This is a genomic window from Microbacterium sp. DT81.1 (assembly GCF_049844955.1).
Classification (GTDB): Bacteria; Actinomycetota; Actinomycetes; order Actinomycetales; family Microbacteriaceae; genus Microbacterium.
Genome location: NZ_JBNCMA010000001.1, coordinates 14,372 through 28,783, shown reverse-complemented (window position 1 = coordinate 28,783; position 14,412 = coordinate 14,372). Strand labels below are relative to the sequence as shown.

At 68.7% G+C, this 14,412-nt stretch carries 12 protein-coding genes; 7 read left to right on the top strand and 5 right to left on the bottom strand.

From position 1 onward, the window contains the following. Window positions 1-8 precede the first annotated feature (8 nt). Window positions 9-587, bottom strand: a complete 579-nt coding sequence (locus ACLQ2Q_RS00130) for a GNAT family N-acetyltransferase (protein WP_425816708.1) — start codon at window positions 585-587, stop codon at window positions 9-11. Window positions 588-849: 262 nt separating this feature from the next. Between ACLQ2Q_RS00130 and ACLQ2Q_RS00125 the strand changes: the two genes are divergently transcribed. Then, window positions 850-2,286, top strand: coding sequence for a DUF1254 domain-containing protein (locus ACLQ2Q_RS00125; RefSeq protein ID WP_425816706.1), 1,437 nt, complete (start codon window positions 850-852; stop codon window positions 2,284-2,286). Window positions 2,287-2,457: 171 nt separating this feature from the next. Next, a complete protein-coding gene (locus tag ACLQ2Q_RS00120) occupies window positions 2,458-4,071 on the top strand; it encodes a M28 family peptidase (protein WP_425816704.1) in 1,614 nt (537 codons plus the stop codon). Between the two features lie 65 nt (window positions 4,072-4,136). On the opposite strand, the gene ACLQ2Q_RS00115 is transcribed toward ACLQ2Q_RS00120, so the two are convergent. Beyond that, window positions 4,137-4,982, bottom strand: coding sequence for a CPBP family intramembrane glutamic endopeptidase (locus tag ACLQ2Q_RS00115; protein WP_425816702.1), 846 nt, complete (start codon window positions 4,980-4,982; stop codon window positions 4,137-4,139). 114 nt (window positions 4,983-5,096) lie between these two features. Here ACLQ2Q_RS00115 and ACLQ2Q_RS00110 point away from each other — a divergent pair, with 114 nt between their 5' ends. Further along, a complete protein-coding gene (locus ACLQ2Q_RS00110) occupies window positions 5,097-5,573 on the top strand; it encodes an SRPBCC family protein (RefSeq protein WP_425816700.1) in 477 nt (158 codons plus the stop codon). A 19-nt stretch (window positions 5,574-5,592) separates the two neighbouring features. Here the strand turns inward: ACLQ2Q_RS00110 and ACLQ2Q_RS00105 are convergent, their stop codons facing one another. Both ACLQ2Q_RS00105 and ACLQ2Q_RS00100 read right to left on the bottom strand, forming a co-directional pair. Beyond that, window positions 5,593-6,453: an NAD-dependent epimerase/dehydratase family protein gene (locus tag ACLQ2Q_RS00105; RefSeq protein ID WP_425816698.1), complete on the bottom strand. Its 861-nt coding sequence runs from the start codon at window positions 6,451-6,453 to the stop codon at window positions 5,593-5,595. A 10-nt stretch (window positions 6,454-6,463) separates the two neighbouring features. Further along, complete coding sequence (locus ACLQ2Q_RS00100; protein WP_425816696.1) at window positions 6,464-7,042, bottom strand: AAA family ATPase; 579 nt, start codon at window positions 7,040-7,042, stop codon at window positions 6,464-6,466. A gap of 222 nt (window positions 7,043-7,264) precedes the next feature. Here ACLQ2Q_RS00100 and ACLQ2Q_RS00095 point away from each other — a divergent pair, with 222 nt between their 5' ends. Genes ACLQ2Q_RS00095 through ACLQ2Q_RS00085 form a run of 3 tightly spaced genes read left to right on the top strand, consistent with a single transcriptional unit; the run spans window position 7,265 to window position 13,322 of the window. Further along, the gene (locus tag ACLQ2Q_RS00095) at window positions 7,265-8,029 is read left to right on the top strand and encodes a hypothetical protein (protein ID WP_425816694.1); all 765 of its coding nucleotides are present in this window, start codon (window positions 7,265-7,267) and stop codon (window positions 8,027-8,029) included. 8 nt (window positions 8,030-8,037) lie between these two features. Beyond that, complete coding sequence (locus tag ACLQ2Q_RS00090) at window positions 8,038-11,967, top strand: Pls/PosA family non-ribosomal peptide synthetase (protein ID WP_425816692.1); 3,930 nt, start codon at window positions 8,038-8,040, stop codon at window positions 11,965-11,967. Continuing rightward, window positions 11,964-13,322, top strand: a complete 1,359-nt coding sequence (locus ACLQ2Q_RS00085) for a M1 family metallopeptidase (protein ID WP_425816690.1) — start codon at window positions 11,964-11,966, stop codon at window positions 13,320-13,322. The genes ACLQ2Q_RS00090 and ACLQ2Q_RS00085 overlap by 4 nt, the downstream gene beginning before the upstream one ends. On the opposite strand, the gene ACLQ2Q_RS00080 is transcribed toward ACLQ2Q_RS00085, so the two are convergent. Further along, a complete protein-coding gene (locus tag ACLQ2Q_RS00080) occupies window positions 13,276-13,953 on the bottom strand; it encodes a 4'-phosphopantetheinyl transferase family protein (protein WP_425816688.1) in 678 nt (225 codons plus the stop codon). The two genes, ACLQ2Q_RS00085 and ACLQ2Q_RS00080, sit on opposite strands and share 47 nt — an antisense overlap. Window positions 13,954-14,125: 172 nt before the next feature. Between ACLQ2Q_RS00080 and ACLQ2Q_RS00075 the strand changes: the two genes are divergently transcribed. Beyond that, a complete protein-coding gene (locus ACLQ2Q_RS00075) occupies window positions 14,126-14,407 on the top strand; it encodes a metal-sensitive transcriptional regulator (RefSeq protein WP_425816687.1) in 282 nt (93 codons plus the stop codon). Window positions 14,408-14,412: the final 5 nt, after the last annotated feature.

The window sequence follows — 14,412 nt, the reverse complement described above, 5'->3', positions numbered from 1 at the left end:
CGTCAGCCTCAGGCCGGCGGGATCGTCTTGCGCATCACGGTCTTGCTCTTGCCGATGTGGCGCTCGAACGTGAATCCCGCCTTCTCGAACATGGCCCTGGTCCCGTTGTGGAGGAAGGAGGATGAGGTTCTCTTGCCGGGCACGAGCTCGTTGGGGAACGAAACCACCTCGCCTCCGCCTGCCTGCGCGATCAGCTCGAGCGCTCCATCCAGCGCCTCCCGTGCCACACCGGAACGCCGATGGTCGCGGTCGACGAAGAAGCAGGTGATGCGCCACGGCGCCGGCTTGGTCTCGCCCGCGTCGTACTGCTTGCGGTGGTAGATGTTCGGCAGCTCGACCGGAGTGCCGTACTCGCACCACGCGATCGCGTCGTCGCCGTCGAAGACCAGCGCGGCGTGCGCGACGCCCTCCGCCACGAGTCGCTCCTTGAACGTCGGCCCGTGGTGATCGCTCTTGCTGGTCTGCGCCGTGTCACCGTGAAAGTAATGGCAGTAGCACCCGCCCCAGACCCCGTTGTGCTTCTGCGCAAGTGCCAGCCACGCCGGGAAGGTCTCGGGGGTCAGCGGCTTGATCACGTGCGAAGACATCACGCCCACCTCATCCGCGTCACGTCTTGGTCCACGTCTCGAAACGTCCTCGTCGGCCATGCCGGACTCCTCGCGTCGGTGCGGCCAGTCTGCCAACTGCCTCCGACACCGGACAAGGCATCGCGGGCGTCTCACGCTGTCTGCATGAGTCGGGCACGAATCCAGGCAAGTATCTTGAGGCTCGTCCGGTCATCGCTCTGGATTGCGGACACGACTCGCGTGTCTGCGTGAAGCCGGGAACATCGCTATGTGAGGGAGATGCATGTCGGACCAGAACCGCCCGGGGCTCAGCAGCGACGAGATGGCGAAGGCGGTGGCTTCACTGAGCGCGCCCGACACGATTCGATCCCCCTTCGGAGATCTTCGCTTCTTCGACGGTGTTCCCCTTCCGGAAACGGCCACGACGGCCTACGACGCGCTGGACCTCATGACGGGAATCGAGGTGTTTCTGAATGCCGTGCCCGGGGCATCGCTGGTGGCATTCCGCAACGGGTTGCGCACAGCCGGCGTCGAAACGGCCAGGCAGATCGGCATCACCGAGCCGAGGGCGACGTCGAAGGCCCTCTTCCTCACACCGAACACCGAGACCACATACGGGGTCACGATGCTCGACCTGAAAGCCTGGGGTCCCACGGTGATCGAGGCGCCGCCGCAGTCCCTCTGCGTCGTCGACGACTTCTGGTTCCGGTACGTCGCAGACATGGGAATCGCAGGGCCGGACCGGGGAGCCGGGGGCAAGTACCTGTTCCTCCCACCCGGCTTCGACGGGGACGTTCCCGAAGGCTATTTCACGTATCGAACCCCCACCTTCACCAACTTCGTGGTGCTGCGGGCCCTCGGCGGCGTCCCCGCCATGAAGCAGACGCGCATCTACCCGCTCGCCCAGGCGGAGAATCCAGACGCGAACGAGTTCATCAACCTGTCCGAGCTCGCGGTGAACACCGTCCACGCCAACGATTTCTCCTTCTACGAGGAGGTCGCGCAGCTCGTGCAGGAGGAACCGGCGGATGCCCTCGACGCGGAGCGCGCGGGGCAGCTCGCATCCATAGGCATCGTGCGCGGTCAGCCGTTCGCACCCGATGCACGCCTGAGGGCGATTCTCGAGCAGGCCGCACCGATCGGCGCGGGCATCGCCCGGGTGATCGCCTATGCGCCGCGCGACCCCGATGCGGTGCTGTACGGTTCGTGGCGAAACGGATTCGTCGGCGGCAGCTACGAATTCCTCCGTGACGGTGCCCGCTTGCTGGAGGCTCGCACCCAGTTCCACTACCTCGCGACCGTCATCACGCCCGCGATGGCGCACGCACAGGTCGGAGCGGGCTCCGCCTATGCCTACACGGTGCACGACGCCGACGGCGACCTGCTGGACGGAGCTCGCACCTACCGCCTGCACGTCGATGCCAACCCGCCGGCGAAGAACTTCTGGGCGGTCGACGTCTATGACACTCAGACCCGGTCGCTGCTGGTCGTCCCATCGACGCCATACCCGGCGTTGGCCAGCAACGACGGCAAGATCCAGGCCGACGACGACGGTTCGTACGATCTGTACTTCGGACCCACCTCGCCCGAAGGCAAGGAATCGAACTGGGTGCAGACGCTCCCCGGCAAGGCGTGGTTCCCGATCCTGCGCATCTATGGACCCCTGGAGGGCTGGTTCGACCAGACCTGGCGGATCAGCGAGTTCGAACGCCTCGGCTGAGCGAGGGCCGCTCGCTGCGCTGTGCCTCCACGAAGTGCCCCCCGCCGCCGGCTCCGGCGCATGCTACAGCGCCGCGAGCATCGAGGCCACCTCTGTTCGCCGCGCCGCGGCACTCCTAGGGTCGGAGCATCAGCGCCGTCGTGGTGCTGAGCCCACCGACAGGAGAGACGATTGAATCCACCGAAGAAGCACACGCGGACACTGACCGTGGCGGCATCCGCCGTCGCGGTCACTGCACTCGCCCTGGCGCCGATGACGGCGGCCACTGCCGCACCGGCTCAATGCGACATCGGCACGGCCATCAGCGTGAAGAAGATCGCGACGTGCGTCGCCGCCCCCGGCGTCTACGAGCACATGCAGGCATTCCAGAAGATCGCCGACGAGAACGGCGGAAACCGCGCTGCGGGACTTCCCGGCTATGAGCGGAGTGTGGACTACGTCGTCGACACGCTCACCAAGGCGGGCTGGAAGGTCACGATCGATGAGTTCCCGTACCTGTTCAACTACGATCCCGTGCTGACGCAGCTCACCCCGGCCGAGACCGAGCGTGCCTCCGGGTCTTTCGTGGGCAGCGCGTACGGCGACGTGACCGGCACCATCATTCCGGTCGACCTCGTGCTCGACCTGCCTCGCGATCCCGTCACGAGTGGATGCGAGACGGAGGACTTCGACGGGCTCGACTTCTCCGGCCCGGCCGACATCGCCCTCGTGCAGCGCGGCACGTGCGAATTCGGCGTCAAGGCGTTCAACGCCGAGACGGCAGGGGCCGAAGCCGTCATCATCATGAACCAGGGCAACACCCCGGCGCGTTCGGATGTCTTCACGAACGTGACGCTGATCGGTGAGGTCACCGAACCGCGCGGCATCCCCGTCGTCTCGACGTCGTTCGATTCCGGAGTCGCGCTCGCGGAGGCCGGGTCCACGGCCCGCGTGCAGATCGCGGAGCCCGAGTCACGTCCGCAGAAGAACGTGATCGCCGAGCTTCCGGGCAGGAACGCGAACAACATCGTCATGGCGGGCGCTCACCTCGACTCGGTTCGCGAGGGTCCTGGAATCAACGACAACGGCAGCGGATCCGCCACGCTCCTCGAGGTGGCACAGACCTTCTCGAAGCTGAAGCCGCAGAACACCATCCGTCTGGCATGGTGGGGAGCGGAGGAGGACGGTCTGGTCGGCTCGAGCGAATACGTCCTCGGACTGAGCCAAGCGGAACGTGACCGCATCGGGCTCTACCTGAACTTCGACATGACGGGCTCGCCCAACTACATCTACACGGTGTACGACGCGGACCAGTCGGGCTTCGTGGCGCCGGAGGGCGTCCCGATCCCCGAGGGCTCCGTGCAGATCGAGAACCTGTTCGAGGGGTACTTCAGCACTCTTCGAGTCCCCTACGACGATGCCGAGTTCAGCGGGCGCAGTGACTACCAGGCGTTCATCGAAGCGGGCATCCCGTCCGGTGGATTGTTCACTGGCGCGGAGGAGCCCAAGACCGAGGAGCAGGCGGCGATCTGGGGCGGCACAGCGGGCGAACAGCTCGATCCGTGCTACCACGAGGCCTGCGACTCGATCGAGAACGTGAGCATCGAGGCACTGGGCGTCAACGCCGGCGCGATCGCGGTCGCCATCGGCGTGTTCTCCTACTCGACCGAGTCGGTGAACGGCGTGCGCGGCGGATACGTTCCGAGCAGCCTGCGGCTCCCGACGATCGCGGGCCCGGAGGGCACGACCAACACGGACGGTGGAGGCGGACTCGCACCGCACCACGACGAGCTCGTCGCCGGCTGAGCCGGTAAAGGGCATCAGGGGTCCCGCGCGATGAGCGCGGGGCCCCTTGTCTTGGTGTCCCGCCTCTAGACGGCGATCGGGGCTCCCGTGACGGCATCCTGCTTCGCGCGCCGCCGTTCGCTGACGATGAGGACGATCAGCAGGATGACCCCCGTGAGGATGATCAGGTAGGTGCTGAGCGCCGGGACGATCCCGAACAGGTTGGAGGCGGGATCCTGGCCGTGCAGCAGCAGGGTCGGGTCCGTGGTCGCGTGCAGCAGGATCGGCCAGATGAGGTGGCCGGTCACGCGGAGCGTGAGGTACATGCAGAGCCCGAACCAGAACGTGTAGATGACCTGGAGCGAGGTGGTCGCCAGGCCCTGATCGCTCGTGAACAGGTTCCCGATGTGCAGAGCCGCGAAGATCCCCGACGAGACCAGCGCGACCGCGATCTCACCGTGACCGGCCTTGCGCATGAGGGTGACGACGAAACCGCGGGTGAGGACTTCTTCGGCGAATCCGACGATCAGCCCGGTGAACAGCCACGCCGCCACGAGCCCGGCACCGGCCCGCGCGTAGTCGATGCTGAGGAACCCCGACACGTTGATCGCGAGCACCACGCCGACCGCGACCCACATCCATCGACGCCCGGGAACGGGCTGGCGGCCGAACAGCTCCTTCAGCCATCCGAGCGAGAGGGCGAACACGACCAGCAGCACGCTGGCGAGGATGATCGGCAGCGCCGTCGCGATGAGGACGTCCATCGCGCTGCCCTCTTCGCCTCGGATGCCGCCGCCGTCCCCGAACACCGCTCCGACCAGCAGACCCATCAACTGGTAGAGGCCGTAGTAGACGGCGGCGAGGAGGAGGGCCCTCCACGCCCCTCCCCGCTCCCAGAAGCGCTTCCACGCGGACGGCGACTGTTCGGGCACGGCTAACCCCCTGGGTGTTCGGCGAGTCGAGGCGGCGGCCCCTCGCTTAGACGCTACTCGGGGCGAGACAGTTTGCTCGACGGACCACGGCGCCCGGAGTCGTATCCTCAGGTCATGGGTGTCATCGAGTTCGAGTTGACTCGCACCGTGGATGCGGGCATTGAGGACGCTTTCGCTCGTCTGGCGGATATCGACGGACACAACGACTGGATGCCCGATAAGGGCAGCATGCTTCGACGCACTCGGCAGACATCGCCGGGGCCGCCGACCCGTGGCACGACCTATCTCGATGAGACGTCCTTCGGTCCCACTCCTGGCGAGATCGCGAAATACGAGCCGCCCCACACCCTGGTGTACCACTGGTGGGACCGGTCCAAGGCGGGCAAGCTCAAGCTCGAGGGGTGGCCGGCGTACTCGCTCGAGAAAGTCGATGACGGCACGACGCTCGTGCGCCACACCGCGAGGATGCAGACCTACGGGCTGTACCGGCTGGCCACTCCCCTGCTCCGCAGGATCGCGATCAAAGAACGCTCCGCCACGCTGGAGGCGCTCGCGGCGTCCTTCGACCGCAGCCAACAGACCGAGCCCTGACATCCTTCCGTCGGAGGCGTTAGGGGTGTCGCCACGAGCGTGTCGCGTGCCAGCCGATCACGCTGGCCGCACGGGAGGTGTCGAACCCACCCGTGTGACCATCGAAGTCTCCCTTCCGGCGAGCGTCGGGAAGGTGGCGGTTGAGCAGGTCGCCGGTCGGAGTCTCCGAGAGCGTCTCGTCGCTCGCGATGACAATCGCTTCGTAGCCGCGGTGCTCCGCTCGAGGCTGCAGGGAGAGCACGCATGCCCGAGCGGCGTCCTCGAGTTCCACCCATCCCCAGAGGTTCGCGGCGCCCTCGGTGTCGTCCGCGGTGCGGGCGACGTGCTCGGCCTCGCGCGCGGTGAGGATCCAGTGCAGCCTCAGCGCCGTGACGGTCATCCCGCGTCGGGCGTACATCTCGCCCATGCGTTCGGTGAAGTCCTTGGTCAGCGCGTACGGGTCCACGAACTCCAGCGGGGTCGACTCGTCGACCGGCAGAGCGGAGAAGAAGAGCGGGTCGGGCGACCATGCTGTGCCGTAGATGGATCCGCTGGAAATCAAGACCGCCGTCCGCACACCCGCGAGCCAGGCCTGCTCGAGCGCGTTGAAGCAGGCCATCGTGTTGTTGCGAACGAGCTCGCTCGGCTCGATGTTCTCCGGGCTCGGGATCGCCGCGCAGTGGATGACGGCGGTCGCACCACGCATGGACCGCGCGACCGCGTCCGGATCGGTGAGTTCCACCGGGGACGGTCCGTGCGCGTCCGCCTCGAGCACCTGGACACCGGCCGCGCGCAGCTGACAGCAGACCTCGCGCCCGAGCTTGCCGTGCGAACCGCTCACCCACACCACTGACGCGTCAGGCAGAGTCACCGTCGGTGGTCCGGGCTCGTTGCGGTTCACGCCTACGACCCTATGACTCTCGCGTCGGCCCGTGCGCCCCGGTCGCACCGTTGATCCCTCGCTCCGTCGCCGGCTGCTCCGTCTTGTCCGGCAGTTCGGATCTGATTCGCCTGGCGAGAGCCCGGATGTCGACGGGGCGGCTCGTGTCGACCTCGAGCAGCGGGCCGACGCCCAAGGGTGCGACCGGCTCTCCCCACAGTTCTTCCGCGGTCCGTTGAAGGTCGAGGTGGCGGCCATCGCGGACGCGCGCTTCGAATCGAGCGCGAGCGGTCTGGAGCGGGACGTGGCACCGCACCTCAACCCGAGTGCCGTGCAGGCGAGCGACGAGCGGCCTCGTGTAATCGAACCACGTACTGTCGATGACCGCCCCGGGAACGTCGAGGGCGGCCCGGAGAGCGACGTGCACGGCGGCGCGGCCCAGCCGACGCGACTCCTCGACGGATGCGGGAGCGCCGAGTGCATCCATCAGCGCTTCTTTGATCGCGTCCTTGCTCAGTAGCGCCAGTCCGAGCTCCGCCGCGAGAGCCGACGCGAGCGTCGATTTGCCGGATGCCGGCCACCCGCCGACCAGCACGTACAGCACGGTCATACGGCCATGGTCGCATCACACGGCCGTCTCCGGGATAGTCGACGAACATCAGGATGGCCGCGCGTCCACGCGAGCGTCACCGTGTTCCTGAACCCCCTGTGGGGATCCGGCTCGGGTCGGGCGGCTGAGTCGCTCCTCAGCCGTTCTTGTTGCCCCTGTAGCCTGTATCCCCTCTAGGAGGCGCCGATTCCGCGGGCTTCCGACGAAGGAGAAGGTGTCACGATGGCGAAGACCACCAAGGCGGAGAGGGCGGCCGGTGCCGCTCTGGATGCAGCCGCCGCAGCCGCAAGAGATGCGAAGAGGCTGAGCAGGACGCTGCCGAAGAAGGACGCGAAGAAGCTCCGATCGCTGGCCGACGACGCCAAGGATGCGTCGCAGGCGTCGAAGAAGAAGGTCGCGCGCCATCCCCGGAAGGTCGAGAAGAAGGCGGTGGCCGCCATCGCCCGGGTCGAGAAGGCGGCCGACAAGGCCGAGGGCAAGCTGGCCGACGCCAAGGCCGCCGCTGCGAAGAAGCAGAAGGCTGCGGCGAAGAAGGCTCTGGCTCAGAAGCCTGTGACCCTGACTCCGGTGGTCCAGAAGGCCGCGGAGCAGACGCCCGTGACGCCGAAGCCGGCAGCCCAGAAGCCTTCAGCCCAGAAGCCTGTCGCCCAGAAGCCTTCAGCCCCGAAGCCTGTCGCCCAGAAGCCCGTCGCCCAGAAGACCACGGCCAAGACGACCACGGCGAAGAAGCCTGTCGTGAGGCGGCCGCGCACCGCGAAGATCGCCGGAGACGATCCGGCTGTGGCGGCCGCGGATGTCGTGGAAACGGTCCTCAAGCCGACCCCGGTCGCCGTCGCGGCATCGTCCCCCGGGGCGAAGAACGAGCCGCCCGCCCAGAACCTGGCCTCGTTCACCATCGTTCAGCTGCGTGAGCGCGCTCGTGCCGCCGGACACACCGGGTTCTCCCGCTCGAACAAGGCGCAGTTGGTCGCGCTGCTGTCCTCCTGACAGCACCGATGCAGGAGCAGCTCGATCGGAGGGCCGCGGCGCCGTCCCCGCGGACGCTGATCGACATCCTGCGCGAGACGGCGGAGCGATTCCCGGAAGCCTCGGCGATGGAGGACGCGGACGGCGCGCTGAGCTATGCCGAACTGCTCGCGCTCGTGGGCCGCATCGCCGTGCGCCTGCACGCGCAGGGCGTGTGTCGCGGCGACCGGGTCGGGGTTCGCATGCAGTCGGGCGGCCGCCAGCTGTATGCAGCGATCATCGGGATCATGGCGGCGGGAGCGGCGTACGTGCCCGTGGACGCAGACGACCCACAGGAGCGCGCCGACCTGGTGTTCAGTGAAGCCGGCGTGAAGGGGGTGATCACCGGGAAGGGAGTGTTCGAGCCGTCGGCATCCACAGCGACGGATGCCGCGGCCGGGAACCTCTTCGCCGACATCCCGCACCCCAGCTCGCGTGACCGACCGTCCGTTCCCGCGCCCACCCTCGACGATGACGCATGGATCATCTTCACCTCGGGCTCGACGGGAGTGCCGAAGGGGGTCGCGGTCACCCATCGATCGGCCGCAGCCTTCGTCGATGCCGAGGCGCGCCTCTTCCTGCAGTCGGCACCGCTCGCACCGGGTGACCGGGTGCTGGCCGGTTTGTCCGTCGCGTTCGACGCGTCGTGCGAGGAGATGTGGCTCGCCTGGCGTCACGGCGCGTGCCTCGTTCCGGCGCCCCGCGCCCTGGTTCGATCGGGGGAAGATCTCGGACCGTGGCTCGTCGGCCACGGGATCACGGTGGTCTCCACGGTGCCGACGCTCGCCGCCCTGTGGCCGCAGGACGCGATCGAGAACGTGCGGCTCCTGATCTTCGGCGGTGAGGCATGCCCGCCCGACCTCGTCACACGACTCGTCGCGGAGGGGAGGGAGCTGTGGAACACGTACGGACCCACCGAGGCGACCGTCGTCGCGTGTGCGGCTCCGCTCGACGGGCAGGGGCCGGTGCGGATCGGACGGCCCCTCGACGGGTGGGCGCTCGCCGTCGTGGACCCGACCGGCGTACCGGTCGGCGACGGCGAGATCGGTGAGCTGATCATCGGCGGCGTCGGCCTCGCGCGCTACCTGGATGGTGCGAAGGATGCGGAGAAGTACGCCGGGATGCCGACCCTCGGGTGGGAACGCGCCTACCGCTCCGGGGACCTCGTCCGCATGGACCCCGCCGGCCTCGTCTTCCAGGGTCGCGCGGACGACCAGGTCAAGATCGGCGGTCGGCGCATCGAGCTCGGCGAGGTCGAGTCCGCTCTCCAATCGCTGAACGCCGTCACGGCGGCAACCGTGGTCGTGCAGCGCTCCGAGGGCGGGGTATCGCTCCTGGTCGGCTATGTCGTACCTGCCGAAGGGTTCGATCGCCGAACGGCCCGCGCCGAACTCGCGCACCTGCTGCCGGCGCCGCTGATCCCGCTCCTCGCCGTGGTCGACGACCTGCCTGTGCGCACGTCGGGCAAGGTCGACAAGGCGGCCCTGCCATGGCCGCTGACCGACACGGATGACGCACACTCCTCGCTGACGGGAACCGCGGCCTGGCTCGCGGAGCAGTGGGCAGCGGTGCTCGGCATCGGACCGTCCGACGAGGATGCGGACTTCTTCCAACTCGGCGGCGGCTCGCTCGCCGCCGCCCAGCTCGTCTCCCGCATCCGGAGTCGCGCGCCGGAGTTCACGATGTCGGACGTGTACGACCTCCCCCGCCTGCGTCAGATGGCCGATGCGGTCGAGGCGGAGGCAGCCGAACTCGGGGGCCTGCCGAACACGTTCAGCGTCCCGCGGCCGACCCCCCGGATCATGCAGTGGGTGCAGACCGCTGCGGGGGTGCCGCTCTTCATCTTCGCCGGCCTGAGGTGGACGTTCTGGCTGCTGGCGGCGAGCTGGATCCTGCGCCTCTTCCCCGGCTTCGACTTCCTGCCCGCGGCGCCGCTGTGGCTCGTTGTCATCGGACTCGTTCTCTTCGTGACACCGCTCGGAAGGATGGCGACATCCGCAGCGGTCGCCCGTCTCCTGCTCGGCGGAGTGCGGCCGGGCGACTACCCCCGTGGCGGAGGAGTGCACCTCCGGCTCTGGCTCGCCGAGCAGGTCGCCCACCAGGTGGATCCCGTGGGCATGGCGGGGGCGCCGTGGGTCAGCTACTACGCCCGCGCGCTCGGCGCGAAGCTCGGCGCGGACGTCGACCTGCACTCCCTTCCGCCGGTGACCGGCATGCTCGAGATCGCCGATGGCGCGGCGATCGAGCCGGAGGTCGACCTCTCCGGTTACTGGATCGACGGCGACACGGTGCGGATCGGCGGCATCCGGATCGGAGCGGGCGCGACGATCGGCACCCGCAGCACACTGGCCCCCGGGACGAGGATCGGCCGCCATGCGGAGATCGCACCGGGTTCCGCGGTCTTCGGTCGCGTCAGAGCCGGCCAGCGCTGGGCAGGCTCCCCTGCGGTGCGGGTCGGAGGCACATCCAACGCGCTCGCGCCTGAGCGCCCGCCCGCGCCACGGCGCTGGCTGTGGGCCTACGGCGTCTCCTCTGCCGTGCTCGGGCTGCTGCCCTTCGTCGCGATCGCCGTCGGCGGGATCGTGCTGGCGCAGGGGATCGCGGGAGCGTCCTCGATGGCTGAGGCGATACCCGGCGCGATCGCCTGGCTTCTGCCGGCGACGCTGGTCGTGGGCACCACGTTCGCCCTCTCCGTGTGCCTGCTCGTCCGGCTGCTGTCGATCCGACTCACCGAAGGTGTGCATCCGGTGCGCAGCCGGGTGGCATGGCAGGCGTGGACCATCGAACGGCTCCTGGATTCCGCGCGCACGCTGCTGTTCCCGCTCTACTCGAGCCTGTTCACCCCCCTGTGGCTGCGGATGCTCGGTGCCGACGTGGGAAAAGACGTCGAGGCATCCACCGTGCTTCTCATCCCGTCGCTCACGACGATCGACGACGGGGCATTCCTCGCCGATGACACCATGGTCGCCACGTACGAGTTGAAGGGCGGCTGGATGCGGCTGGAGGGTGCGCGCATCGGGAAGCGCGCGTTCCTGGGCAACTCCGGCATGGCGGGCGCCGGCCACCGCGTTCCCCGTGACGGTCTCGTCGCGGTGCTCTCCGTGGCGCCGGAGAAGTCCAAGCCCGGATCGTCATGGCTCGGCTCGCCCGCGGTGCGCCTCCGGCGCGTGGTGAACGACGGCGACCTCGAGCGCACCTACCGGCCCCGTCGCTCTCTGCGCGTCGCGCGCGCGCTCTGGGAACTGTGCCGCCTCATCCCGGTTCTCGTCACGTGCGCGATCGCTCTCGCCGTGCTGTTCACGCTGGCCTGGCTCATCGACACGTGGGGGCTCGCCTGGGCGATCCTCGGCTCGGGTGTCGTGCTGCTGCTCGCCGGTGCGGCCGCCGCCGTGATCACGACGATCGCGAAGTGGCTCTTCGTCGGTCCGATCCGCGCGGGCGAGCACCCGCTCTGGTCGAGCTTCGTCTGGCGGACGGAGGTCGCGGACACGTTCACCGAGATGGTCGCGGCGCCATGGTTCGCGAACGCGGCTGCCGGAACTCCCGCACTCGCGATGTGGCTGCGCTCGCTCGGCGCGAAGGTCGGCCGGGGCGTCTGGACCGACAGCTACTGGCTGCCCGAGCCCGACCTGGTCACCCTCGGAGACGGGGCGACGGTCAATCGCGGATGTGTGGTGCAGACGCATCTGTTCCATGATCGGGTGATGAGCATCGACACGGTCACACTCGGAGCGGGCGCGACGCTCGGGCCGCACAGCGTGATCCTGCCCGCCGCGAACATCGGCGCGAACGCGACCGTCGGCCCCGCCTCTCTCGTGATGCGAGGGGAGTCCGTCCCGATCGGCAGCAGGTGGAGCGGCAACCCCATCGGGCCGTGGCGTGCCGTGACGGTGCGGGTGTACCAGTCAGTGGACGCATGAGGGCCGATTCCTACACGCCGCAGAGCGGTGACCCGCGCATCGAGGTCGACCACTACGCCCTGACGCTCGACTACAAGGTGAGCACCAATCGGCTCAGCGGAACCGCGACCATCCGCGGACGGGTGGTCGCAGCCACGAAGGTGCTGGCGTTCGACCTGTTCGGGCTCCGGGCGACGAAGGTCACGACGGCGGGGGTGCGCGTGCCCGGCTTCCACCAGAGCGACCGCAAGCTGCGCATCACGCTTCCCGCACCGCTCGCACCGGGCGGCGGATTCGAGATCACGGTCGCCTACGCCGGCGCGCCGCGACCGCGCCGTTCCCGCTGGGGCACGATCGGCTGGGAGGAGCTCGACGACGGTGCGCTCGTCGCCGCCCAGCCGACCGGAGCCCCCACCTGGTTCCCCTGCAACGACATCCCGTCCGACAAGGCGACGTACCACGTCTCCGTGACCACCGACCGCGCGTACACGGTCGTCGCGAGCGGGGTTCGCAGCGAGTTCACGACGCGCGGCGGAAAGTCGACGTGGGTCTTCGACCAGGCCTCCCCCACACCCACGTACCTGATGACGGTGCACATCGGTCACTACGTGGAGGAGGCCTTGGCACTCGGGGCAGCGGTCGGACGGCTGTACTACCCCGCCCGCCTCGCGGACCGGGTGCACGCCGACTTCGCAGACCTGCCACGGATGTTCTCGTGCTTCGAAGAGCTCTTCGGCCCGTACCCGCTTCCCGAGTACGCCGTGGTCGTCACGGATGACGAGCTGGAGATCCCGCTCGAGGCACAGGGAATCGCCGTGTTCGGCGCTAACCACGTGGCCGGTGCGGGAACGTACGAGCGGCTGGTCGCACACGAGCTCGCACACCAGTGGTTCGGCAACTGCGTCGGCGTCGCCAGGTGGAAGGACATCTGGCTCAACGAGGGCTTCGCGTGCTACGCGGAGTGGCTGTGGTCGGAGTACGCGGGCGGGCTCACGGCTCACGAGAACGCCCTCGCGCACAACGCGCGTCTCGCCGCGCTTCCGCAGGACCTCGTCCTGAGCGACCCGGGCCCCGACCTGATGTTCGACGACCGGGTGTACAAGCGGGGAGCGCTGACCCTGCACGCCCTCCGCCTCGCCGTGGGAGACCAGCCGTTCTTCGCTCTGCTGCGCACGTGGATCAAAACGTACGGCTCGTCGACGGCGACGACCGCGGACTTCGTGACCCTCGCCGTCGATGCCTTCGGGAAGTCGGCGGCAGGACTCCTGAACGCGTGGCTCGAACGACCGCGACTCCCCGACCTTCCGAGCGCCGGCGGCGAACGATCGATCAGGCGGCTCGCGACGCCGCGGCCGGACGAGCGACCGCCGCGCTGATCACGTGGCCCTCCGGGCCCGGGATCACCGCGGCATCCACGCTGTCGGATCGCCACGGCATCAGAACGGCACGCGAACCCGGCAACGACCCGCTCGCATGGTCGCCGATCCGCACGGTCGACAGGTCTGCTGTGACTCCACGACCGTCGGCCTTGAGCGCGGCCTCGAGGAGCGTCCACTCCGACGTGCTCGGCGGTCGCCCGGGCGCGAAGAGCGGGGCCAGCCCGCCGAGCGGAGAGTCCGCGCCGTCGCTCGGACGCCGCTCGATGTCAATGCCCACGCCGGACGCGTGGGCACATGCGACGGCCGCCACGGCCACGATGTCTCCCGCATAGCTCACGCTGACCTCTACCGGGACGCGCGCGAAGCGCGGGCGCCCGTGCTCTGCGCCACATCGCTCGCACGTCGATCCCATGGTGAGGTCCGCGCCTTCGTGGGCTTCGTCGATCAGGGCCGCCAAGAGGCGTCGACCAGCGAGGAATCTGCGCGCCGCGGGCTCCTCGAGGGCGGCGAACCTTCGGCGCTGCTGATCTCCGAAGCGCGCGAGCACATCCGCCGCCAGCGGTGCGGATGCCGCGGCATCCATCCAGGCGAGTCGCACAGGACCGAACGTTCCGCGACCGACCACCATCGGCCCAGGATACGCCGGCCGCCGCTCCACGAGGTGGGCAGCCGATAGTTCCCGCATGCCCGTCGGCGCAGCTGAGCATCCCTCGGATCCAGGGCGCAGCCTGGCATGAGGGTCGGCGGAAATTTTCCCTCCGATTCGCCGTTTCTATACCGTAGGGGGGTATGGTATTCGCATGAACGGTTACGTGGCCAACAAGGAAGACCTGCTGAAGCGGCTCGGTCGCGCCGAGGGCCAGGTGCGCGGCATCGCGCGGATGGTCGATGAAGAGAAGTACTGCATCGACATCCTCACCCAGGTGTCCGCGGCGACGAAGGCGCTCGAGACGGTCGCCCTCTCGCTCCTCGCCGACCACCTCACTCACTGCGTAGCCGAAGCCAGTGCCGAAGGCGGACCCGTCGCCGCGGAGAAGATCCGCGAGGCGAATGAAGCCATCGCGCGCCTCGTCCGCTCCTGAGCACA